Raw genomic sequence first — 21,601 nt, 5'->3', positions numbered from 1 at the left:
GCAGGGTCAGCTCGGCCGCCATGGGTCAGGGCAGTGCCCCTGCCGACCTCGCGATGGACACGGCTTCATGCCTGGTGCCGGCCGAGAGTTTGACCATGACCGTGTTCAGGTAGGACTTCACCGTCGACTCCCGCAGCCCCAGTGCCTCGGCGATCCGGGCATTCGACCATCCCAGCGCCACGTGCGAGAGAATGTCCGTCTCCCTGGGGGAGAGGCTGACGGTGGGCGTCGGATTCGGAAACAGATCCGAATTGTGCCCGGAGAGGATGTCTGCCAGACGATTCTCGACGTCGGTCAGTCGCTGCCGCATTTCGTTCTCATCGACGCCTGAGCGGATCGAGCGCAGTTCCGCATAGGTGCGGCGCAGGGCTTCCCGGCTCGAGGATTCGAGATCGGAGTACAGGCGCTCGGTCTCGACGGGCTCCTCGGGCGGTCGAGGCTGTCTCAGCCGTCCCAGATCCACCGACAGCTGCCTGACCCGTTTGACCAGGTCGCCTGTCTGCGGCGCCGCCGCATTGTAGTTCTTGCGGTGACCGCAGTACATCATGCCCGTGACCTCACCACCGCGCAGGGTCGGCACTGCGATGAGCACCTGGATCCCCTCACCGAGGATCTCCTCGTCGTAGTGATGGGTGATGTAGGGATCGATTCCGTAGTCTTTGGTCAGCTGTGGGGTGCCTTCGGTGAGTGCACGTCCGCCGAGCCCGCGCCCGGTGCTGACGATGAGAGAGGTCAGACGGTCCTGACCGCCTCCGGCGACTGCTTCGACTGAGACCTTGTCGTCCTCAACCATGCCGCCGAAGATGACGTCACCGGTCCCGTTCCGATGCAGTGAGTCGATGGCTTCGACGAAGAGTCGACGCGTCTCGGCCTTCAGCGCCCGAGATTCTTTGGCTTTGACGTTCATGTGAACAAGCTACCAACTTTCGGTGGTATTCCCCAGTGCTAGCTGGCCGTTAGTTTAAAGTCGTGTGATTCAGACCACTGATGCTCGACGCACGTTTCGAATGGAGAAGCTATGACCGAACCTGACACTACGCGGGTCGATTTCCTCGTCGAAGAGGAGAATCCCGAATTCAAAGCGCTCAAGCGCAAACGGTTCTCGGTGGTGATACCACTGTCGATCGGATTCATGGCGTGGTACTTCCTCTACGTCATCCTGAGTACCTATGCGCACGACTTCATGTCCACAAAGGTCGTCGGCGAGATCAACCTCGGTTTGATCCTCGGCCTCCTGCAGTTCGTGACGACCTTCGCAATCACGATGTTCTATGTCTCGTTCGCGAACAAGAAACTCGATCCGCAGGCATCCGCGATCCGTGACCGCCTCCAGCAGCAGTCGGAAGGAAACACCCCATGAGCGCAATTGCCATAGGAGACATTTTCGCCTCCGGCCTCGACACAGTGTCCCAGGGAGTGACCGAGGTCGAGAACAATCCGATTCTCAACATCACGATCTTCGCCGCCTTCGTCGCGGTGACGATGTTCATCGTCCTGCGGGCCAGCAAGAACAACAAGTCTGCCTCCGACTACTACGCGGGCGGCAGATCCTTCACCGGCCCCCAGAACGGCTTCGCGATCTCGGGCGACTACCTGTCCGCGGCCTCGTTCCTGGGCATCTGCGGAGCCATTGCAGTCAACGGCTACGACGGCTTCCTGTACTCGATCGGCTTCCTCGTCGCCTGGCTCGTCGCCCTGCTCATCGTTGCAGAGCTGATGCGCAACACGGGCAAGTTCACGATGGCCGACGTGCTGTCGTTCCGCCTCAAACAGCGCCCTGTTCGGATGGCGGCAGCCCTGTCGACGTTGGCGGTCTGCTTCTTCTACCTCCTGGCGCAGATGGCAGGAGCCGGTGGCCTGGTGTCGCTGCTGATGGGCATCGACGGCAAGGTCGGCCAGTCGCTGGTCGTCGCCGTCGTCGGTGCGCTCATGATCATCTACGTGCTCGTGGGCGGCATGAAGGGAACGACCTGGGTGCAGATCGTCAAGGCGGTCCTGCTCATCCTCGGCGCCTTCGCCATGACCATCTGGGTCCTCGCACTCAACGGGTTCAACCTCTCGACCCTGCTGTCCTCAGCAGTCAACAACTCGGGCGTCGGTGAGGCAATCCTCGAACCGGGCCAGAAATACGGTGAGAATCCGCTCGACTTCATCTCCTTGGCGCTTGCGCTGGTGCTCGGCACCGCCGGTCTGCCCCACGTCCTGATGCGCTTCTACACGGTGCCTTCAGCGAAGGAGGCTCGTCGTTCGGTCGTCTGGGCGATCTGGCTTATCGGTGGGTTCTACCTGTTCACCCTCATCCTCGGATACGGTGCGGCAGCACTCGTGGGTGCCGATGCGATTGAAAACGCACCGGGCGGAGTGAATTCGGCGGCACCGCTGCTGGCACTCCACCTCGGCGGGCCCATCCTCATGGGCTTCATCTCGGCCGTGGCCTTTGCGACGATCCTCGCGGTTGTCGCAGGCCTGGCGATCACCGCGGCGGCATCGTTCGCCCACGACATCTACGCCAGCGTGATCAAGAAGGGCAAGGTCGAGGACCCCGACGCGGAGGTCAAGATCGCCCGCCGCACAGTCATCGTCATCGGTGCTGTGGCGATCATCGGCGGCATCGGAGTGCAAGGTCAGAACATCGCGTTCCTCGTGGCACTCGCCTTCGCCGTCGCGGCCAGTGCAAACCTGCCGACGATCATCTACTCGCTGTTCTGGAAGCGCTTCACCACGCGCGGTGCGGTGTGGTCGATCTACGGCGGTCTGGGATCGGCTATCCTCCTGATCGCGTTCTCGCCGGTCGTCTCCGGTTCGGAGACCGCGATGATCTCGAGCGCTGACTTCGTGATCTTCCCACTGTCGAATCCCGGAATCATCTCGATTCCACTCGGCTTCCTCCTCGGCTGGATCGCGTCTGTCACCGACAAGACCGAGGAGAGCCCTGAGCTCGCAGCGGAGATGGACGTGCGCGCCCACACCGGTTTCGGTGCAGAGGAGGCAAACGAGCACTGAGCGGGACACCGAGCGCGGAAACTTCTGAGGGGGCGGCTGTGGCCGCCCCCTCAGTCGTTGCCGCAACGCGGGCGAAAGGCGCTGTCGCAGAAGGCCGTATGCAGGAAGGTGGAGCCAGCGTGTATCGACTTCGTGCCTCGACCTCGAGCCGAGGATATACACTGGGGAACGAGTCGTCAGGGGAGACCCACTGTCGCAGCAGATCATCGGTGCTGGTGGGCCTGCATCCCGACGGCGATACGCGGGCGTAGCTTAATGGTAGAGCCTCGGCTTCCCAAGCCGATGACGCGGGTTCGATTCCCGTCGCCCGCTCCAGTGGCCCGTTCCGGTCGTCCATACTGAGGCGTTCCAGTCTTTTCTGAGGCCCTGCCTGTGCCGAAGAGCACAACCGCTAGGCGAACATGCATTCGTTCGTCATGTGTGCTCTACCCGCGCACTTATGTCCAGCGGTTGTGCAGGCCGCCATCAGAAGTCGGCACCGCGCAACGCGAGAAGGACAGGCAGTCATTGGTACTGTGCCAGCCCGGCGGTGGTGATTTCTTCGCTTCGTCCTGCGTCTCTGGCTGTCCCGGTGCCCATTGTGCCCTCGCAGTGCCCGCAGCTGACTCGTGTTCGTTTCATCGTGGATGACATATGGACTCGCGTGCATCATGCCTGTGGACGAAGTACCGGTTTCCACAGGGATGTGCGAGTCTCTTGAATGGCGCCGGGTCCGAGCTCGAGCATTGACTCATGTACAACATTGTGCGAACTCGACAACTGAATGCCCAAGGGGTTCTCAGCCGGGCCATCAGAAGTGCGGTCGGCTGTTGCCTGCTCAAGCTCACACACGGGATGTACTCGATCGTCGCCAGGTGCCAGAACCCACGTCACAGCAGAATTGGGAACCTCATCAGTGACGATGCGTGGATAGAGCAGGTTGGTGCTCAGACGGACGCGTCGGGACGCAAGAGCTTCACTCTCCTCGACACGATCGAGAAGCTGCGGGTCGCGTCATATCCGCTGTACCGGAACGACGATGTGGTGTGCGGAGTCTCGGCGGCCTACATCCATGATCTGCCGCTGTACCGGCCGCCTCGTGGTCTGATCCATGTGGCGAACCCCTCCCTGAGGTGGAAGAGCAATGATCTCTCCCGCACGACCAAGTCGATACCGGCAGAAGACACAGTCCACATCGGCAAACTGGCACTCACCGCACCCGTCAGGACGGCATTCGATCTCATCGGCCAGCTCGGGGAGCCGGAGGCATTTGCCGCGCTGGAGAGGGTCCTGCGAAAGGCGGTGTTCGGTTCGGACATCAACGCCGACAATGCGGCGCGATTCGGTTATCCGAAGAACACCGAGTTGATGGCTCGGGCGAAGATGGAGGAGAGTTTTGTTCCGGCGCTCCGAAGGCTCTCGAAAGGCCAGACGCGCGCGGAACGTCTCCTGGTCGGCGTCGGGCCGCTGTCGGAGAGCTACGCTGAAAGCAGATGCGGCTATAACCTTGCGCTCCTGAAGATTGAGGGTTTCGATCAGCAAGTCGATGTGTTCGATGGCAGTCGCCACATCGCGCGAGTTGATTTCATGCACAGGGAGACGAAGACGATCATCCTTGTTGATGGTGTCACGAAGTACGTCGACCACGGGTTCTCACTCATGCGAAAAGAATCGGCACAGTACAACCGGCTCATCGCGATGGGGTATCGAATCATCCGACTCAGCTTCGATGAAACTCTCGATCTGGAAGCCCTGGCCACCAAACTGTTCGGTCAAGCACCGTGGCTGCGCGCCGCCCGGAGCCGCTGAGCAGACGTGGTGAATCGCTCCTGCGAAGCTGCGAAGCCCAATTGCGGAGCTTCAGCTTGCCAAACGTGTATTCGTTCGTCATGTGTGCCCTACCTGAGCACGTTCGGCAAGCGGATCCTATCTGCCCTGCTGTGCCGCGCGCGTTTGGTGTCCGCACCGCAACGGTCCCGCGCACAGCACACTGCGCACAGGCCCAGCGCCGCAGCGCCGCACTGGCCCAGCCCCGCAGCGCACAGACCCAGAGCCACGGCCCCGCAAGCAGCCACAGCCCCGCAAGCGCCCCAGAACCACAGCGCCGCACAGGCCCAGCCCCGCAAGCACCCCAGCCCCGCAAGCTCCCCAGCGCCCCAGGCCCCCCTACGGGCGGCCGGCGAAACGTCCCAGCAGCTCCACGTGGCCGGCGACGATGAGAAGGTCCTGCTTGCCCACGCGGGTCGTGGGCTCGGCGTAGGTGAAGTCACGGCCGGGGCTCTTGATGCCCACGATCGTCACGCCGTACTTGTCGCGCACCCCTGACTCGCTGAGGGTGAAGCCCTGGATCTCACGCGGGGGCCGCATCTTCACGACCGCGAAGTGGCCCTCGTCGAATTCGATGTACTCCATCATCCGCGAGCTCACCAGGTGCGCCACGCGTCGTCCGGCATCCGATTCGGGGTAGAGCACGTGGTGGGCGCCGATGCGGTGGAGGATCTTGCCGTGCGCGGGGGAGATGGCCTTCGCCCACACCTGGCCCACGCCCAGATCGACGAGGTTGGCCGTCGTCAGCACGCTGTCCTCGATCGAGGTCCCGATGCCGACCACGGCCGTGGAGAAGTCACTGGCGCCCACCTGCCGCAGCGCATCGATGTTCGTGGCATCGGCTTCGACGACGTGGGTGAGCTTTCCGCTCCAGTCCTTGACCAGTTCGGCACTGTGCTCGATCGCCATGACCTCTCGACCGAGCTTCGCCAGCGTGGCCGCGGTCGATGACCCGAAGCGTCCGAGGCCGATGACCAGGATTGAGGTGTGTTCGTTAGCCAACGACTGGCCTTTCTTCGGGATAGCGGTACAGGCGAACCGAGTCCTGCATGGACAGGGCTGCCGCCAGTGTAATCGTACCGAGACGGCCGATGAGCATGATCACGGACAGGCAGTACAGCCCCACCTCATCGACAGTGGCCGACACCCCGGAGCTCAGTCCGACCGTGCCGAATGCGGAGATCACCTCGAACAGCACTTTGTCGAGTGGCTCTGCGCTGATCTGGAGCATCGTCAGGGTGCCGATGAAGACGATGATCGCACCCGTGAGCAGAACCGAGATGGAGAGCTTGATCGTCGATGAGGTCAGGCGCCGACCGAAGACGTGCACGTTCTGCAGACCTCGGGCCTCAGTATAGGCGGCCAAGACCAGCACAGCGACGGTCGTGACCTTGATGCCGCCAGCCGTCGACGACGATCCGCCGCCGATGAACATCATGAGGTCCATGAGCAGATGCGAGGACTGGCTCATATCCGCGATTTCCATGGTCGAGAATCCGCCCGAACGCGGCATCACCGCCATGAACAGAACCTCGACGAAGGTGTGGCCCGCGTTCTTGTCGCCCAGGGTGGCGGGATTGGCGGATTCGAAGATGAGGAGGAACAGGAGGCCGATGGCCAGGACCGCGGTCGTCGTCGTCAAGGTCAGCTTCGTGTGCAGATCCCACCGCTTCGGATGGTTCCACTGCATCGCGATCATGAGCACGACAGGGAAGCCCAGCGCCCCGACGAAGACACCGAGCATCAGAAGGGAGAGGATCCACGGATCGGAGGCGAAATAGGCTCCGCCGCCGGGGTGGATCGTGAAGCCCGCATTGTTGAACGCGGAGATGGAGTAGAACACCGAATACCACAGGGCATCGCCGATGCTCTCACCGCGGATGAGGAACCGCGGGAAGAACAGCACCGCCAGAATCGCCTCGGCGGTGACGATGGTGATCACGACGGTCTTGAGCAGACTGCCGACCTGACCCAGGTTGAGCGCCGAGGTGGCCTGCTGGGCGATGAGGCGCTGCCTGACTCCCAGCCTCCGGGAGACCGCCATTCCCAGCACCGAGGCGACGGTGAGGATGCCCAGACCGCCGACCTGGATGCCGGCGGTGATGACCGAGATCCCGAAGTCCGACCAGTAGCTCTCCGTCACAACCGGCGTCAGCCCCGTCACACAGACGGCCGAGACGGCCACGAACACAGCATTCGCAATGTGCTCGGTCTGGGGCACCGAACCAGGATCGCGCACGCTGGCCGGCAGCATCAGGAGGATTGCGAAGAGCGCCACAACCGCGACGAAGGAGCCGATCGCCAGACGTGCCGGCGAGGCGACGGCGAGGTCGTCGACGAAGTCGCGGACCCACCGACCAGGCCGCAGGAGCCGGTCGAAGCGCGGCGTGGAATTCTTTGACACAAGTTCTATGGTAGATCCCACCGGGCCGGAATCTCCGTAGGTGAGGTGTGCCATATAGCATGGTCTGCATGGCCGATAGCGATGTGTATGTCGTCTGGGACGATGCGGTGACCGGATACAATTTCGGTCCCAGCCATCCCATGCACCCCCTCAGGCTCGATCTGACCGCGAAACTGGCCATGGACTTCGGCCTCTTCGATGCCGACAACGTTCATGTCCACGGCATCGGCGAGGTCGAAGAGGACACTCTGGCGAACCTCCACGACGCGGACTTCATCGCAGCGGTGAAGGCGATCGGGGACGGAGCTGTCCTCAGCGACGAGGACGCGAGGAAATACGGCATCGGCACCGAGGACGTCCCCGGCTTCGAGAATATGCACGCCGCCTCGGCGATGCTGTTTCAGGGTTCCGTCGACTCGGCACGGGCGATCACCTCCGGCGACTATCGCCATGCCGTGAACTTCACCGGCGGGATGCACCATGCGATGCCCGATCATGCGAGCGGGTTCTGCGTCTACAACGACATCGCCGGCGCCATCACCGAATTTCTGGGTGCCGGATACGAACGCATCGCCTACATCGACCTCGACGCCCACCATGGGGACGGTGTCGAGAAGTTCTTCTGGGATGATCCTCGGGTGCTGACGATCTCCATGCACGAATCCGGGAAATTCCTGTTCCCCGGCTCCGGCTTTCCCGCAGACATCGGCGGACTGCGAGCGGCCGCCTCGGCGGCCAATATCGCACTGCCCCCGCGCACCCTCGATGCGGACTGGCTGCGAGCCTTCGACGCCACCATCCCGGCGATCGTCGGGGGATTCGAACCGCAGGTCATCGTCTCCCAGCACGGCTGCGACGGGCATCGCAGCGACCCCCTGACGCATATGCGCCTCAGCGTCGATGCGATGCGGGTGGCCACCGAACGGGTCCGTGACCTCGCCGCCGAGCACGCGGGCGGCAAGTGGTTGGCAACCGGGGGAGGCGGCTACGCGATCATCGACGTGGTGCCCCGGGCTTGGACAAATGTGCTCGCTATCTCTGCGGGGCTCGACATCGATCCCGGTGCCCGCATTCCGGGTCGGTGGGCCGACTATGCGCAGACGAAGACCGGACGAGAAGCCCCTCTGTCGATGACCGATGGCTTCGACGGGGCCTTCACCCGTTGGTCGAACGGCTTCGACCCCGAATCCGAACTCGACCGAGCCGTGATGGGCACCCGGAAGAATCTGTTCCCGTTCTTCGGCCTCGACCCCTACTTCGACTGAGGCATGACTCGAGACCGCCGATCCGGCTGACGTTCGGTCACCGCTGTGGATCTCGACACAGTTTTGGGAAAGCAGAGGCCCAGGCGATAGAATTGCACGGTTAGTTCAAAGGGTGGGCACCTGATGTTCACCTCCACCGACGATCACAAGGGGTACCCGCGTGGGCTCAGTCATCAAGAAGCGCCGCAAGCGTATGTCGAAGAAGAAGCACCGTAAGCAGCTTCGCAAGACACGTCACCAGCGTCGCAACAAGAAGTAAGACCGGACACGGTCCTACGCCCCCGCTCGAATTAAGAATTCGGCGGGGTTTGTTGTCGCCCGATGAGGAGTGTGCAGTGGTCGCATTGACCTTCCTGACACGCGCCGACTGCCACCTGTGCGACACAGCCAGGGACACCATCGCCGAGGCGGTGGCCGGCAGAGACGTGAGCGTGCATGAGATCGACATCGACACCGATGACGATCTGTCCGGACAGTACGGCTGGGATGTCCCAGTCGTCCTGCTCGACGGTCGGCAGCACAGCTTCCATCGTGTCGATGCGAACCGGCTGTCCAAGGCCCTCGTGGCTTTGGGCGCATGAGATCGATTGAAGGAGTGACGCGTTTTCGTGGGCGAGATTCTGTCCGCCAACAGCATTGAGGGTGTCGTTCGCAAGGACGTGCCCGAACGCGTCATCTCCCGACTCCCGATCTACCTGCAGACGGTTGAGACGATCGCCGCGACGGGCCAGTCAACCATCTCTTCGGAGGCGTTGGCGGCCCGCAGCGGCGTCTCGTCGTCGATTCTGCGCAAGGACCTGTCCCAATTGGGACGCTCGGGTCGGCGCGGGGTCGGCTACTCCTGCGAGGACCTCGCCTCGACTCTGCGGACATTCCTCGGCCTCGACCGGGCGCGCACCGTCGCCATCATCGGTGCCGGTCGGCTGGGCTCGGCCCTGGCCGATTACGCAGGATTCAAGCGTCGCGGTCTCTCACTGACCGCGATCTTCGACACCGATGAGGCCAAGATCGGAACCGTGATCGGCACTCTGCCGGTCTCCGACCTCACCGAACTTTCCACCTGGCCCGAGGATATCGACCTCGTCGTCATGGCAGTACCCGCATCCGCGGCACCGGCGGCGGCGCACATCGCCGCCGACGCAGGCGTGCGCGGCATCCTGAACTTCGCACCCACCGTGCTCGACGCCCCGGACTCGGTCCGTGTGCATCAAGTCGATCTGGCCAGTGAGCTGCAAGTACTCGCATACTATTCGGCGCTTGATTCGGCACCGCTCAATCCAGGTTTTGAGGAGCACAGGAATTGACTCTCTTGGTTCTCGGCATTTCCCATCAGTCGGCCCCGATCGACATGTTGGACGCTCTCGCATTCGGCACCGGTGAGGTCGGAGCACTGCGCACCGACGCTCTGGCCGGCGACAATGTCGAGGGACTCGCGGTCCTCTCGACGTGCAACCGTCTCGAGCTCATCGCCGATGTCACCGCCTTCCACGGTGGGCTCGCCGACCTCGGCAACGCCCTCGTGTCCTCGATCGACAAGGAATGGCAGGACATCGCCGGGCACTTCTATGCCCACTACGACACCCAGGCCCTCGAACACCTGCTCAAGGTCTCCTGCGGCCTGGACTCGATGGCGATCGGCGAAGCCCAGATCCTGGGGCAGCTTCGTTCCACCTTCACTGAATCCCTGCAGGCCGGCGCACTGACATCCGGCCTCTCCCATGCGCTGCAGCAGAGCCTGCGGGTGGGCAAACGCGCCCACTCGGAGACCGGACTAGACGAGGTCGCCCGCTCACTCTTCAGCGCCGCACTCGAAGCCTCTCAGGCACACATCGGCTCTCTGCGGGCTGCGAACGCACTGGTCATCGGTGCCGGTGCTATGTCGGGCCTCGTCGTCTCCGGACTGCACAAGGAGGGCGTGGCTCAGACCACCGTGCTCAACCGGACCGTGGACAAGGCCGAGCGCCTCGTCGCCGAGGTGGGCGGCCGGGCCCGCGAACTGACCTCCCGGATCCTGGCCGAGGAGATCGCAGACGCCGATCTCATCATCTCCTGCACCGGTGCCCGCGAAGTCGTCGTCACTCGCGAGGACATCCAGGCCGGACTGTCCCAGAACCCCAAGGGCGCAGCGAACAAGGCATTCGTCGATCTTGCTCTGCCGCATGACATCGATCCCACGGTGCGCGAATTCGAGCATGTCGCACTCTTCGGCCTCGCAGAGATCCGGACCATGCTCACGAGCTCCGCGAACCAGCGCGACGCTGCGGTCGTCGAGACCGTCGAAGCAGTGCGCGCGATCATCGGGGAGGAGCTGACCAAGCTCGAGTCCGGTGCCAAGGAGCGATCGGTCGCACCCACGGTCACGGCCCTGCGCAGTCATGCCAAGGACGTGCTCGCCGCGGAGACGGAGCGTCTGGAGAAGAAGATCGGCGCAGAGGTCGATGACAAGGCCTTCGCCGAGATCCGCAAGTCCCTGCACCGGGTGGCGGAGAAGCTCATCCACACGCCGACGGTCAAGGTCAAGGAACTGGCCGTCACGGAGTCCGACGTCGACTACGCGCAGGCGCTCATGCAGCTCTTCGATCTGCCCACGAACAAGGTCGCCCATGCGATCACGGAACCCGAGACCAAAGTGGCAACCGCCTCGAGCGCGAACCACGTCGAAGCAGACGGTGTGCGCCCGGTGGCCGATCACACCCTCGACATCGTCGAACCCGAGCACTTCTCCGGACGCACGATTCGCCTGGGCACCCGCCGCTCGAAACTCGCACGCTCCCAGTCCACGGCGATCGCCCATCAGCTGGCGGCCCTGACGGGTTGGCGCGTCGAGATCGTCGAGGTCGTGACCGAAGGCGATGTCAATATGTCGCCCCTGACCGGATTCGGCGGCACCGGGGTCTTCGTCTCCGCCGTGCGGCAGGCCCTGCACCAGGGCAAGATCGACATCGCCGTGCACTCGCTCAAGGATCTCCCCACCACCCCCGAGGCGGGCATCCAGATGGCTGCCATCCCTCCGCGGGTCGATCCGGCCGATGTCCTCATCGGCCGCGACGGCCTCAGCTTCGCCCAGCTGCCCGCGGGCAGCGTCGTCGGCACCGGATCACCCAGGCGTGCCGTGCAGCTGCGTGCCGCGCGCCCCGACATCGAGGTCCGCGGGGTGCGCGGAAACGTCGACACCCGCATCGCCCACGTCCGCGACGGTCGGCTCGACGCCGTCGTGCTGGCAGCGGCCGGAGTCCGTCGCATCGGTCGTCTGGCCGAGGCCACCGATCTGCTCGACTTCGACACGATGCTTCCGGCCCCCGGCCAGGGCGCCCTGGCCGTGGAGACCCGAGGCGCCGACAGTCCCTTCGCCCTCGACAACGAGGTCATGGTCGCAGATGCCGAGGTCCGCGATGAGCTCAAGCGTCTCCATGACGAAACCACCGATCTGGCTGTGACCTGTGAGAGAGCGATCCTGTCTCGGGCCGAGGCCGGCTGTTCGGCTCCCATCGGTGCCTTGGCCGCGATCCAGGGTTCGGAGTTCGTCGTCGACGCGGTCATGGCCGATGACGACGGAATCCTCGCCCGCACCCGCAAGTCCGCCCCGCTGCCCGTGACTCCGGACGTGGATCTGGGATCGAGCAGCGCGAACCAACTGTCGATCACAGGTAAGGAGCTCGCTCGTCTCGCCGATGAACTCGGCACCGCGGCGGCCGAGGATCTGCTCGGGCAGCTCGGCATCGATCCGGCGCAGTCCGAAGATCACCTCACCCCTGTCAAAGTCCAGGAGCAGGTATGACAACCGGCCAGGTCCAGCCCCGTCGCCTTCTGCCCGTCTCACCCCGCGTCGTCTTCGTCGGCAGCGGTCCCGGTGAGTCGGGTCTGATGACGATTCGCGGTGCCGACATCCTCGCGAATGCAGAGATCGTCGTCTACGACACCCACGTGCATTCGGAGATCGTCACCGCCTACGTGCCGCAGGCCACGGAGATCATCGAGGCCGCGCAATTGGGTGCAACGGCCTCCACCCGGGGACGCAAGCTCGCCGAGTTGGCTCGCCCCGATAAGACCGTGGTGCGGCTGAGCAGCGACGACGGCATCCTCTTCACCACGACGACGGCAGAGGCCGCCGTGTGCCGCAAGGCCGAGGTCGAGGTCGAGATCGTGCCCGGGGTCGGACTGTCCGCGGCCACCTCCGCGTACACGGGCACCGCCCTGACCACGAACCGTGTTCGTTCGGTCCGCTTCATCGAGGCCGGCCCGCAGACCCACGTCGACGTCTCCCGACACCGCAATACGACCCACGTGCTCACGGGCACGACAGCCGACCACGAACAGGCCCTCCGCGCCCTGCTCGACGACGGGTGGGACGAGGACACGAAGGTACTCCTGGGCTGGGGCATCTCCACCACCGATCAGACGAGTGTGGAGACCACCTTGGGGCAGGCCCTGACGATGGCGCAGACCGGTGGAGATCGTATGGTGGTCATCATGGGACAGGGCGTGGAATCACGAGGGGCACTCAGCTGGTTCGAAACCAAGCCACTCTTCGGTTGGCAGGTTCTCATTCCGCGGACGAAGGAACAGGGCACCTCCACCGCCGAGGCGCTGGGTGAGCTGGGTGCCGTCGGCACCGTTGTCCCCACGATCGCCGTCCAACCCCCACGCACACCGACGCAGATGGAGAAGGCGATCCGCGGCCTCGTCGACGGATCCTACGAATGGGTGGGCTTCACCTCGGTCAACGCCGTCCGCGCGGTGCGCATGTGGTTCGAGGACTTCGGCCTCGACTCGCGCTCACTCTCGGGCGTGAAGGTCGCGGCCGTGGGAGGACGCACCGCCGCCGCCCTCATCGACTGGGGCATCACCCCCGATCTGGTTCCCGACGGCGAACATTCGGCTCGCGGCCTGGCCGCAGCCTGGCCCGACTACGTCGATGACATCGATCCCATGAACGCGGTGCTGCTGCCGCGCGCCGACATAGCCACCGAGGTCCTCGTGGCCGGCCTGCTGGAAAAGGGCTGGGACCCCGACGACGTCACGGCCTACCGAACCGTGCGCGCCTCACCGCCGCCCGCCCCGATTCGGGAGGCCATCAAGGCCGGCGACTTCGACGCCTTCCTCTTCACCTCCTCGTCGACGGTGCGCAACCTCGTCGGGATTGCGGGCAAACCGGCGCCCACCTCGGTGATCTGCTGCATCGGACCGGCCACGGCGAACACCGCGGCCGAACACGGACTGCGAGTCGACGTCCTCGCCGAGGAGGCCAACCTCACCTCCCTCATCGACGGACTCGTCGAGTTCGCGATGTCCGCACGCGAGGACGACCTGGCGGCGGGGACCACCCCGACGCGCCCCAGCCAGAAGCGCCGCAGAAAGAAGGCCTGACATGACATTGGTCCCCGGAACCGTTCGGCCCCGTCGCCTGCGGACGACACCGGCACTGCGCCGGCTCGTCTCCGAGGCGCGCCTGCACCCGGCCGATCTCATCCTGCCCCTGTTCGTCAAGGAGACACTGAGGGAACCGGCGCCGCTGACCAGCATGCCCGGGGTCGTCCAGCACACCTTGGACTCCCTGCTCGAAGCCGCCAACGAGGCTGTGGACGCCGGAGTCGGCGGGCTCATGCTCTTCGGGATCCCGGAGCACAAGGACAACGACGGCTCCCAGGCCGATGACCCCGAGGGCATCCTCAACCGCGCATTGACGCTGCTGCGGGACAACCTCGGCGATACGACGGTCATCATGGCCGATCTCTGCCTCGACGAGTTCACCTCCCACGGGCACTGCGGAGTCCTCGACTCCGCCGGCGGAGTCGACAACGACGCAACACTGACGCGCTACGCCTCCATGGCCGTGGCCCAGGCACGCGCCGGAGCCCACGTGGTGGGACTGTCGGGCATGATGGATGGCCAGGTCGGGGTCTGCCGAGAGGCGCTCGACCTCGAAGGCTTCACCGACGTCGTCGTGATGGCCTACTCGGCGAAGTATGCTTCGGCGTTCTTCGGTCCCTTCCGCGAGGCTGTGGACTCGGAACTTCAGGGCGACCGCAAAACGTACCAGCAGGATCCCGCGAACGGCCGCGAGGCGATGCGCGAACTCGACCTCGACCTGGCCGAAGGCGCCGATGTCGTCATGGTCAAACCCGGCATGCCCTACCTCGACGTCCTCGCCGAGGCGGCCTGCGAATCGCCGGTGCCCGTGTGGGCCTATCAGGTGTCCGGGGAATACGCGATGATCGAATTCGCGGCCGCAGCCGGAGCCATCGACCGTGAACGGGCAATCGACGAGTCCCTCATCGCCTTCAAACGCGCCGGTGCCGATGCTGTGCTGACCTACTGGGCCACGGAAGTCGCCCAGCGACTGAATTCTCAGAAACCGAGCGGAGCGTACTGATGAGTGAGCCACGATGGCTGAGCAGTCCCGATCAGAAGGCTTGGAGGAGCTACCTCACCGGCTCACAGCTGCTGACCGTGCAGCTGGACAAGGAGCTGCGTGACAACCACGGCATCGGCATGCCCGAATACGAGATCCTGGTGCGGCTGAGCGAACATGACAACCGCACGATGCGGATGGCTCTGCTCGCGATGGACACCACGATGTCGCGCTCCCGGCTGACCCACAGCGTGGCCCGGATGGAGAAGAAGGGCCTCCTCGAGCGCTTCGCCATCCCCGAAGACGGGCGCGGGGTCAACTGCCAGATGACCGAGGCCGGCTGGGAACTCCTCGTCACCATGGCACCCCTCCACGTGGGAGGCGTCCGCGACCACCTCGTCGATCTGCTCGAACCGGAGGAGATGGCGACCCTGGGGCGTGTGTTCGGAAAGGTCACCGCACATATGCGTGAGATCGGCAAGGGCCCCGTCGACACACCACCGTCCGACATCGAACCAACGACGTCTGCCGACTGAGCAGATCACCGACCCGGCGACTACTTCAGGAGAACGCATGAAACACGAGACCGCGAAGTCGGCAGCGCTGTTCGAGCGCGCCGAACACGTCATCCCCGGTGGAGTGAACTCACCGGTGCGGGCCTTCAAGGCCGTCGGAGGCACCCCGCGCTTCGTCACCTCGGCGACGGGAGCATGGCTGCGCGACGCCGACGGCAACGACTACATCGATCTCATCGGTTCGTGGGGGCCCATGATCATGGGCCATTCCCGCCCCGAGGTGCTCGCCGCCGTGCAGGAAGCCGCCGTCAACGGCTTCTCCTTCGGCACCCCGTCGACCGGTGAGGTCGAACTCGCCGAGGAGATCGTGGCCCGCGTCGACCCCGTCGACCAGGTTCGACTCGTGTCCTCGGGCACCGAAGCCACTATGAGCGCCATCCGCCTGGCCCGCGGCTACACCGGCCGGGCGAAGATCGTGAAGTTCGCCGGCTGCTACCACGGCCACGTCGATGCACTGCTGGCTCAGGCCGGCTCCGGTCTGGCCACCTTCTCCCTGCCCGACACCCCGGGCGTGACCGGGGCCCAAGCCTCAGACACGATCGTCGTCGACTACAACGATGCGGCCGGCCTGGAGGCCGTCTTCAACGAACACGGTGACGAGATCGCCTGCGTCATCACAGAGGCCAGCCCGGGAAACATGGGCGTCGTGCCTCCACGCGATGGCTTCACCAACACCATTCGGCGCCTGACCAAGGCCCACGGCGCGCTGATGATCAGCGACGAGGTGATGACCGGCTTCCGCGTCTCCGCCGCAGGCTGGTACGGCTTCGAAGCCGAATCGCTCGGCTACCCGGAAGGCCCTGCCGACCTGTTCACCTTCGGCAAGGTCATGGGCGGAGGCTTCCCAGCCGCGGCGTTCGGCGGACGCTCCGACGTGATGGAGCACCTGGCACCGACCGGCCCCGTCTACCAGGCGGGGACCCTGTCGGGGAATCCCGTGGCCACGGCCGCCGGTCTGACCACGCTGAAACTGACGACCGAACTCGATGTGTACTCTCACATCTCTCGCGCAGCAGACGCTCTGCGGCCCGCGGTCACCTCGGCGCTGGAGGCCGAAGGAGTCGCACACACCATCCAGTCGGCGAATTCGATGTTCTCCGTCTTCTTCACCGACCGCGAGGTCATCAACTACGGCGATGCGCGCACGCAGAACGTCGAACGCTACTCCGCGTTCTTCAACGCGATGCTCGATCAGGGCATCCACATGCCGCCCAGCGCCTTCGAAGCCTGGTTCCTCTCCTACGCCCACACCGATGAGATCCTCGACCGGATCATCTCGGCCCTGCCCGCCGCGGCCAAGGCCGCAGCGGCGGTACCGAACACCCAGGCGAACTGATGACCACGATCCACCTGGTCCGGCACGGGGAGGTAGACAACCCCGAGGGCATCCTCTACGGTCGGCTGCCGAACTTCGGCCTGACCGAACGCGGCCACGAGATGGCCCGACGCGTCGGCGAGCATTTCGCCACGGCCGCGGTGCCCCCAGTCGAGCTGGTGGCCTCACCGCTGCTGCGGGCCCAGCAGACGATCACGCCGCTGCATCAGCGACTCGACCTGCCTGTCTTCACCGACGACCGTGTGATCGAGGCCGCCAACTCCTTCGAGGGGCAGAAGATCAACGGTCGCAGGCTGGCTGAGCCGCGCAATCTGGTGCGCCTGTACAACCCGCTGACGCCGTCCTGGGGCGAGCCCTACAGGCAGATCGTGCTCCGCATGCAGGCAGCCATGGCCAGTCTGCGCACAAAACTCGCCAAGCACGGCCCCGAGGCCGTGGGAGTCATCGTCTCCCATCAGCTTCCGATTTGGATGACACGCCTGGCGGGGGAGGAGCGCTCGCTCGTCCACGACCCTCGGAAACGGGAGTGTGACCTGGCATCTATCACCAGTTTCACATTCGAATCGTCCACACTTGTATCCGTGAGTTACGAGAGCATCTGCGCAGATCTGCAACCCGGGCAAGCGGTGGCGGGAGCATGAATGCCCGCAACCCGATGAACCGCCGCACACTCCTGACCGGACTGGTCGCCGGCACCGCTGTTGTCCTCAGCGCCTGCAGCGAGAACGATGAACTGGCCGATCAGGCCGGATCCGACCAGGGCTATGTGTCCGGTTCCGGTGTCGTGTCTCAAGTGGCTGTCGAGGAACGCGGCGAACCGCTGGAGCTGAGCTTCGAGACGCTCGAAGGGAAGTCGATGTCGCTGGCCGATATCCGACCCACCCCGGTCGTCATCAACCTCTGGTACGCGGCCTGCCCGCCGTGCCGGAAGGAAGCCCCGGCGCTGAAGTCACTGGCCGAAGAGTTCGGCGATGAGGTGCAGTTCCTCGGCGTCAACGTCCGTGACCAGGAGGCCGCGGCCAACGCGTTCATCTCGAATTACCAGATCCCCTACGCGAATATGCTCGACACCGACGGCGCCATGGTGGCGCTGCTCTCGGGAGTCCTCCCACCCCAGGCCACGCCTTCCACGGTCGTCCTCGATGCGAAGGGTCGCGCCGCGGCCCGAGTCGTGGGAGAGGTCGATGAGTCGACGCTCAAGGGACTCATCGAGGACGTGCAGGCAGAGTGAGTGGGATCGGGGCGGAGTTCGCCCAAACGGTTCTCACCGGGCCGCTGCTTCTGGCTGCCGGTGCGGCTGCACTGGCCGGGCTCGTCTCCTTCGCCTCACCCTGCGTGCTGCCGTTGGTCCCCGGCTACGTCGGCTATGTCACCGGGCTGAGTGGATCCTCCCTCAGGGACAAAGAGACCTGGCGGGTCGTCGTCGGGATTGCACTCTTCGTCCTCGGGTTCACCATAATCTTCGTGCTGCTGGGGACCGGGTTCTCAGCCCTGGGCGCGATGTTCTCGCAGTGGCAGGGCGTGCTCATCCGGATCCTCGGCGGTGTCGTCATCATCGCCGGCTTCGTCTTCATGGGCGGGTTCGGCCTGCTCCAGACCGAGCATCGGATCCGGGGTCGTCCCAAGGCAGGCCTCTGGGGTGCACCGGTCCTCGGTGCCACCTTCGCCCTCGGCTGGGCACCCTGCGTGGGCCCGACGCTGTCGGCAGTGCTGTCGATGTCGGTGAGCTTCGGCGGAGACGGAACGATCTGGCGCGGGGCACTCTTGGCATTCGTGTACTGCCTGGGTCTGGGCATTCCTTTCATCATCTTGGCGGTGGCGATCCACAAGGGCGCCGGCCGTCTCACCTGGGTACGCAGGCACCAGACTGCGATCGTGCGTGCTGGGGGCATCATGCTCATCGTATTGGGCGTGCTCATGGCCTCGGGGCTGTGGAACGCGTGGATGACCTCTCTGCAGGGTCTGATCTATGATTTCGAAGTGGTGATCTAGTGGCGAAGAAGACCGCCGACAAGAAGGCCGGCAGCAGCAAGCCTGCAGTGAGCCAGCCGCAGCTGGGCTTCATCGGCATGTGCCGGTGGGCGTGGCGCCAGCTGACGACCATGCGCGTGGCGCTGATCCTCCTCCTCGTCCTCGCCATGGCGGCGATCCCGGGCTCATTGCTGCCGCAGCGCATCCAGGACCCGGGCCGAGTCAACACGTTCCTCGAATCCAACGGCGCCTGGGGCCAGTTCCTCGACACGATCCAGATGTTCGATGTGTACTCCTCGATCTGGTTCTCCGCCATTTATCTCCTGCTGATGATCTCACTCATCGGCTGTGTGATCCCTCGTTCGGCCCAGCATTGGAAGGCCATGCGCTCGGCCCCGCCCAAGGCACCGAGGCGGTTGGGTCGGATGCCCGGATACGAAACCTTCACCTCGGCGACGGGATCTGCCGAATCCCGTGAAACCGCGGACCAGGATTTCCTCGATGCAGCCCAAGCCCGACTGAAGAGGCTCGGCTACCGGACCGTGCGCAACACGGACCATGTGGCGGCTGAACGCGGCTACCTGCGCGAGACCGGCAACCTCGTCTTCCACATCGCTCTCCTCGTCGCGACTCTGACGATGGCGATCGGTTCTCTGTTCGGCTATGAGGGTCAGCGGATCCTCGTCGAAGGGGACACCTTCACGAACTCCCTGGTCTCCTACGACTCGTTCGAACCGGGCTCCTATTACGACGCAGACAACCTGCCGGACTTCCGGCTCAGACTCGACGACTTCCACGCCACCTTCGACGATCAGGCCCCGGGCAGCCAGTTCGGTCAGCCTCGTACCTTCGATGCGAAGGTCACGACCACTGCCGATGGGAAGAGTGAGAAGCACACCCTGCGGGTCAACGAACCCGTGCGCGTGGCCGGGACGGGCGTCTATCTGACAGGAAACGGGTACGCCCCGGAAGTCACGGTCAAGGACGCCAAGGGGCAGGTCGTGCAGTCCGGCCCGCAGGTGTTCATCCCTGATGGTGGGGATCCCGGCTACACCTCCGAGGGCGTTATGAAGGTCCCCGACGCTGCGGGGACTCAGATGGGATTCGTCGGTGTCTTCCTACCGACCGCGACCCAGAATGAGAACGGCGAACTGGTGTCGAGCTTTGCCGGGCTGCGCAACCCTTACCTTGTGATGAGCGGATACACCGGTGACCTGGGCCTCGACGACGGGACGCCGCAGTCGGTGTACACGATCGAGGCCGAGAATATGACGGAGATGACCGATGCCTCCGGCAATCCTCTGCTCATCCAGCTGTCACCGGGAGAGACTCAGGAGTTGCCCGATGGCGGTTCGGTGACGTTCGACGGCGTCAAACGCTACATCGCCGTCGATATCTCCCAGGACCCGACGCAGGGTCTGATGCTCGCCAGCGCGATCGCAGTGCTGCTGGGGCTCGGGTTGTCCCTGTTCATCCCGCGTCGACGTATGTGGGTGCGGATCAAGGACGGCCAGGCAGAAGTCGCGGCTCTGGCCCGAGGTGAGGACTCGATGGTCGAACGCGCGGCGAAGGACCTGGCGAAGGACCTCGCCGACGAAACTGCCGACGATTCTGCGGACGAAGCCGAAGGTCGGAGCTCCGGACAGCGAAAGGACGGGGCCGCAGGGCCGGAGGTCGCAAGGTCGGGGAAGACGATTGATTAGCTTTAGGTACTACGCGGAGTAGAATTGTCGCGGGTCGGCACCGACACAGGCGACCCGAACACAGCAACAGCCCGACGCAATGGAAGAGCACCGCTGGTGCGGAGGATGTATGGACGTCAACACTGACCTAGCAATGTGGTCGAACCAGCTCATCATCTCGGCGATGATCGTCTACGCCGTCGCCATGATCTTCTATGCTTTCGACCTGTTCGGCGGGCGAGAGCTCAAACAGTCCGAAGCCGGCGCGGCCAGCGCTGCGAAGCCGTCGAATGTGCGCCGGACGAACAGGAAGACCACCACAGCACTTCTCGATCCGCCGCAGACCGACGCTTCGGTTGAGACCACGACCGGATCGGGCAGGGATAAGCCTCGGCGCGGGGCGAGGATCGGCACCTCACTTCTCGTTCTTGCCGTCATCCTCCATGCGGCTGCTGTGCTGACTCGTGCACTGTCCGTGATGCGTGTGCCGTGGGGCAACATGATGGAGTACGTCCTCACCGCCACTGCGATCACCGTCATCGTGTTCCTCATCGTCAACGTGAAGAAGGACATCCGCTACCTGGGAACCATCGTGGCAGGCGGAGTCCTCCTGTGCCTGGGGTTGGCGATCACGGTCTTCTACACCCCTGCTGCGAAGCTCATCCCGGCGCTCGATTCGTACTGGATCGCCATTCACGTGCCGATCGCGATCCTGTCGACCTCGCTGCTCTACATCTCCGCGATCCTCGCCGTGTTCCAGATACTGAAGAGCTCGCAGGAGAACAAGGACCCGAAGTGGCTGCGGTTCATGCGGCGGATGCCGGCAAGCATCGACCTGGAACGGTTCTCCTACACGATCGCCGCGGTCGGCTTCATCACTTGGACGTTCACCCTCATCGCCGGCGCCATCTGGGCCGAGGTGGCCTGGAGCCGTTACTGGGGCTGGGACTCGAAGGAGATCTGGACATTCGTCGTCTGGGTCATCTACGCCGCATACCTGCACGCTCGAGCCACACGCGGCTGGGGACCGACGAAGGTCGCCGTGCTCAACCTCATCGGCATCGCCACCGTGATCTTCAACTTCACCGTCGTCAACATGTATTTCAACGGCCTGCACTCGTACTCGGGACTGTAGTCGAGCCGATCGGTTGACGCCGGAGAGTTCGCCGTCTGCGTCCCTGACTGATCACACTGTCGATTCTGATGG

Annotated in this window: 20 protein-coding genes and 1 tRNA gene; 18 read left to right on the top strand and 3 right to left on the bottom strand. The window is 64.3% G+C overall.

Annotated features, from left to right (window positions below; translation table 11 throughout):
• Positions 1-25: 25 nt before the first annotated feature.
• Positions 26-907, bottom strand: a complete 882-nt coding sequence (locus BLT92_RS03430) for a LuxR C-terminal-related transcriptional regulator (RefSeq protein ID WP_092103202.1) — start codon at positions 905-907, stop codon at positions 26-28.
• Positions 908-1,018: 111 nt separating this feature from the next.
• On the opposite strand from BLT92_RS03430, the gene BLT92_RS03425 reads away from it, so the two are divergent.
• From BLT92_RS03425 to BLT92_RS03410, 4 genes are all read left to right on the top strand, one after another.
• Positions 1,019-1,360, top strand: coding sequence for a DUF485 domain-containing protein (locus BLT92_RS03425; RefSeq protein WP_092103201.1), 342 nt, complete (start codon positions 1,019-1,021; stop codon positions 1,358-1,360).
• On the top strand, positions 1,357-3,003 hold the full coding sequence (locus BLT92_RS03420; protein WP_231938995.1) for a solute symporter family protein: 1,647 nt from the start codon (positions 1,357-1,359) through the stop codon (positions 3,001-3,003). The genes BLT92_RS03425 and BLT92_RS03420 overlap by 4 nt, the downstream gene beginning before the upstream one ends.
• A 241-nt stretch (positions 3,004-3,244) precedes the next feature.
• Positions 3,245-3,318 (top strand) — tRNA-Gly (locus tag BLT92_RS03415).
• A gap of 417 nt (positions 3,319-3,735) precedes the next feature.
• Positions 3,736-4,791 carry a hypothetical protein gene (locus BLT92_RS03410; RefSeq protein ID WP_092103200.1) on the top strand — a complete coding sequence of 352 codons (1,056 nt, stop codon included), beginning with the start codon at positions 3,736-3,738 and terminating at the stop codon, positions 4,789-4,791.
• Positions 4,792-5,148: 357 nt separating this feature from the next.
• Here BLT92_RS03410 and BLT92_RS03405 read toward each other — a convergent pair whose 3' ends face one another.
• Together BLT92_RS03405 and BLT92_RS03400 are read right to left on the bottom strand one after the other, a co-directional pair.
• Positions 5,149-5,811 (bottom strand): potassium channel family protein, encoded by a 663-nt coding sequence (locus tag BLT92_RS03405; protein WP_092103199.1) that lies wholly within the window; start codon positions 5,809-5,811, stop codon positions 5,149-5,151.
• On the bottom strand, positions 5,804-7,213 hold the full coding sequence (locus tag BLT92_RS03400; protein ID WP_231938994.1) for a TrkH family potassium uptake protein: 1,410 nt from the start codon (positions 7,211-7,213) through the stop codon (positions 5,804-5,806). The genes BLT92_RS03405 and BLT92_RS03400 overlap by 8 nt, the downstream gene beginning before the upstream one ends.
• Before the next feature lie 59 nt (positions 7,214-7,272).
• On the opposite strand from BLT92_RS03400, the gene BLT92_RS03395 reads away from it, so the two are divergent.
• The 14 genes from BLT92_RS03395 (at position 7,273) to ccsB (ending at position 21,529) form a co-directional block, all read left to right on the top strand.
• A complete protein-coding gene (locus tag BLT92_RS03395; RefSeq protein WP_092103197.1) occupies positions 7,273-8,478 on the top strand; it encodes an acetoin utilization protein AcuC in 1,206 nt (401 codons plus the stop codon).
• 160 nt (positions 8,479-8,638) lie between these two features.
• The gene (locus tag BLT92_RS03390; protein ID WP_009882927.1) at positions 8,639-8,737 is read left to right on the top strand and encodes a 30S ribosomal protein bS22; all 99 of its coding nucleotides are present in this window, start codon (positions 8,639-8,641) and stop codon (positions 8,735-8,737) included.
• 76 nt (positions 8,738-8,813) lie between these two features.
• Complete coding sequence (locus BLT92_RS03385; RefSeq protein ID WP_092103195.1) at positions 8,814-9,059, top strand: glutaredoxin family protein; 246 nt, start codon at positions 8,814-8,816, stop codon at positions 9,057-9,059.
• Positions 9,060-9,086: 27 nt separating this feature from the next.
• Positions 9,087-9,782, top strand: coding sequence for a redox-sensing transcriptional repressor Rex (locus BLT92_RS03380; RefSeq protein WP_092103193.1), 696 nt, complete (start codon positions 9,087-9,089; stop codon positions 9,780-9,782).
• Positions 9,779-12,256: a glutamyl-tRNA reductase gene (gene hemA, locus BLT92_RS03375; RefSeq protein ID WP_092103192.1), complete on the top strand. Its 2,478-nt coding sequence runs from the start codon at positions 9,779-9,781 to the stop codon at positions 12,254-12,256. The genes BLT92_RS03380 and hemA overlap by 4 nt, the downstream gene beginning before the upstream one ends.
• On the top strand, positions 12,253-13,845 hold the full coding sequence (locus tag BLT92_RS03370) for a bifunctional uroporphyrinogen-III C-methyltransferase/uroporphyrinogen-III synthase (protein WP_092103190.1): 1,593 nt from the start codon (positions 12,253-12,255) through the stop codon (positions 13,843-13,845). The genes hemA and BLT92_RS03370 overlap by 4 nt, the downstream gene beginning before the upstream one ends.
• A 1-nt stretch (position 13,846) precedes the next feature.
• The gene (gene hemB / locus BLT92_RS03365) at positions 13,847-14,851 is read left to right on the top strand and encodes a porphobilinogen synthase (RefSeq protein ID WP_092103188.1); all 1,005 of its coding nucleotides are present in this window, start codon (positions 13,847-13,849) and stop codon (positions 14,849-14,851) included.
• Positions 14,851-15,366 (top strand): MarR family winged helix-turn-helix transcriptional regulator, encoded by a 516-nt coding sequence (locus tag BLT92_RS03360; protein WP_092103186.1) that lies wholly within the window; start codon positions 14,851-14,853, stop codon positions 15,364-15,366. Before hemB ends, BLT92_RS03360 begins: the two co-directional genes overlap by 1 nt.
• Positions 15,367-15,403: 37 nt before the next feature.
• On the top strand, positions 15,404-16,741 hold the full coding sequence (gene hemL, locus BLT92_RS03355) for a glutamate-1-semialdehyde 2,1-aminomutase (protein ID WP_092103184.1): 1,338 nt from the start codon (positions 15,404-15,406) through the stop codon (positions 16,739-16,741).
• On the top strand, positions 16,741-17,382 hold the full coding sequence (locus BLT92_RS03350) for a histidine phosphatase family protein (RefSeq protein WP_092103182.1): 642 nt from the start codon (positions 16,741-16,743) through the stop codon (positions 17,380-17,382). The genes hemL and BLT92_RS03350 overlap by 1 nt, the downstream gene beginning before the upstream one ends.
• Positions 17,379-17,972, top strand: coding sequence for a TlpA family protein disulfide reductase (locus BLT92_RS03345; protein ID WP_092103180.1), 594 nt, complete (start codon positions 17,379-17,381; stop codon positions 17,970-17,972). The genes BLT92_RS03350 and BLT92_RS03345 overlap by 4 nt, the downstream gene beginning before the upstream one ends.
• 5 nt (positions 17,973-17,977) lie before the next feature.
• Positions 17,978-18,733 carry a cytochrome c biogenesis CcdA family protein gene (locus tag BLT92_RS03340; protein WP_092108727.1) on the top strand — a complete coding sequence of 252 codons (756 nt, stop codon included), beginning with the start codon at positions 17,978-17,980 and terminating at the stop codon, positions 18,731-18,733.
• Entirely contained in the window at positions 18,733-20,415 is a 1,683-nt protein-coding gene (gene resB, locus BLT92_RS03335; RefSeq protein ID WP_231938992.1) for a cytochrome c biogenesis protein ResB, read from the top strand. Before BLT92_RS03340 ends, resB begins: the two co-directional genes overlap by 1 nt.
• 109 nt (positions 20,416-20,524) lie before the next feature.
• Positions 20,525-21,529, top strand: a complete 1,005-nt coding sequence (gene ccsB / locus BLT92_RS03330; RefSeq protein ID WP_092103178.1) for a c-type cytochrome biogenesis protein CcsB — start codon at positions 20,525-20,527, stop codon at positions 21,527-21,529.
• Positions 21,530-21,601 lie beyond the last annotated feature (72 nt).

This window comes from Brevibacterium picturae (assembly GCF_900105045.1).
In the GTDB taxonomy this organism is placed as follows: Bacteria; Actinomycetota; Actinomycetes; order Actinomycetales; family Brevibacteriaceae; genus Brevibacterium; species Brevibacterium picturae.
Note: the sequence above shows the minus strand (reverse complement) of the source record. Positions and strands in the feature narration are given on the sequence as shown.

Coding starts and splice junctions, on each gene's coding strand:
- BLT92_RS03360 (WP_092103186.1), top strand. CDS start 14,851: ATGAGTGAGCCACGATGGCTGAGCAGTCCCGATCAGAAGGCTTGGAGG.
- BLT92_RS03345 (WP_092103180.1), top strand. CDS start 17,379: ATGAATGCCCGCAACCCGATGAACCGCCGCACACTCCTGACCGGACTG.
- BLT92_RS03350 (WP_092103182.1), top strand. CDS start 16,741: ATGACCACGATCCACCTGGTCCGGCACGGGGAGGTAGACAACCCCGAG.
- BLT92_RS03370 (WP_092103190.1), top strand. CDS start 12,253: ATGACAACCGGCCAGGTCCAGCCCCGTCGCCTTCTGCCCGTCTCACCC.
- BLT92_RS03430 (WP_092103202.1), bottom strand. CDS start 907: ATGAACGTCAAAGCCAAAGAATCTCGGGCGCTGAAGGCCGAGACGCGT.
- BLT92_RS03425 (WP_092103201.1), top strand. CDS start 1,019: ATGACCGAACCTGACACTACGCGGGTCGATTTCCTCGTCGAAGAGGAG.
- ccsB (WP_092103178.1), top strand. CDS start 20,525: ATGGACGTCAACACTGACCTAGCAATGTGGTCGAACCAGCTCATCATC.
- BLT92_RS03395 (WP_092103197.1), top strand. CDS start 7,273: ATGGTCTGCATGGCCGATAGCGATGTGTATGTCGTCTGGGACGATGCG.
- hemL (WP_092103184.1), top strand. CDS start 15,404: ATGAAACACGAGACCGCGAAGTCGGCAGCGCTGTTCGAGCGCGCCGAA.
- BLT92_RS03410 (WP_092103200.1), top strand. CDS start 3,736: ATGTACAACATTGTGCGAACTCGACAACTGAATGCCCAAGGGGTTCTC.
- BLT92_RS03420 (WP_231938995.1), top strand. CDS start 1,357: ATGAGCGCAATTGCCATAGGAGACATTTTCGCCTCCGGCCTCGACACA.
- hemB (WP_092103188.1), top strand. CDS start 13,847: ATGACATTGGTCCCCGGAACCGTTCGGCCCCGTCGCCTGCGGACGACA.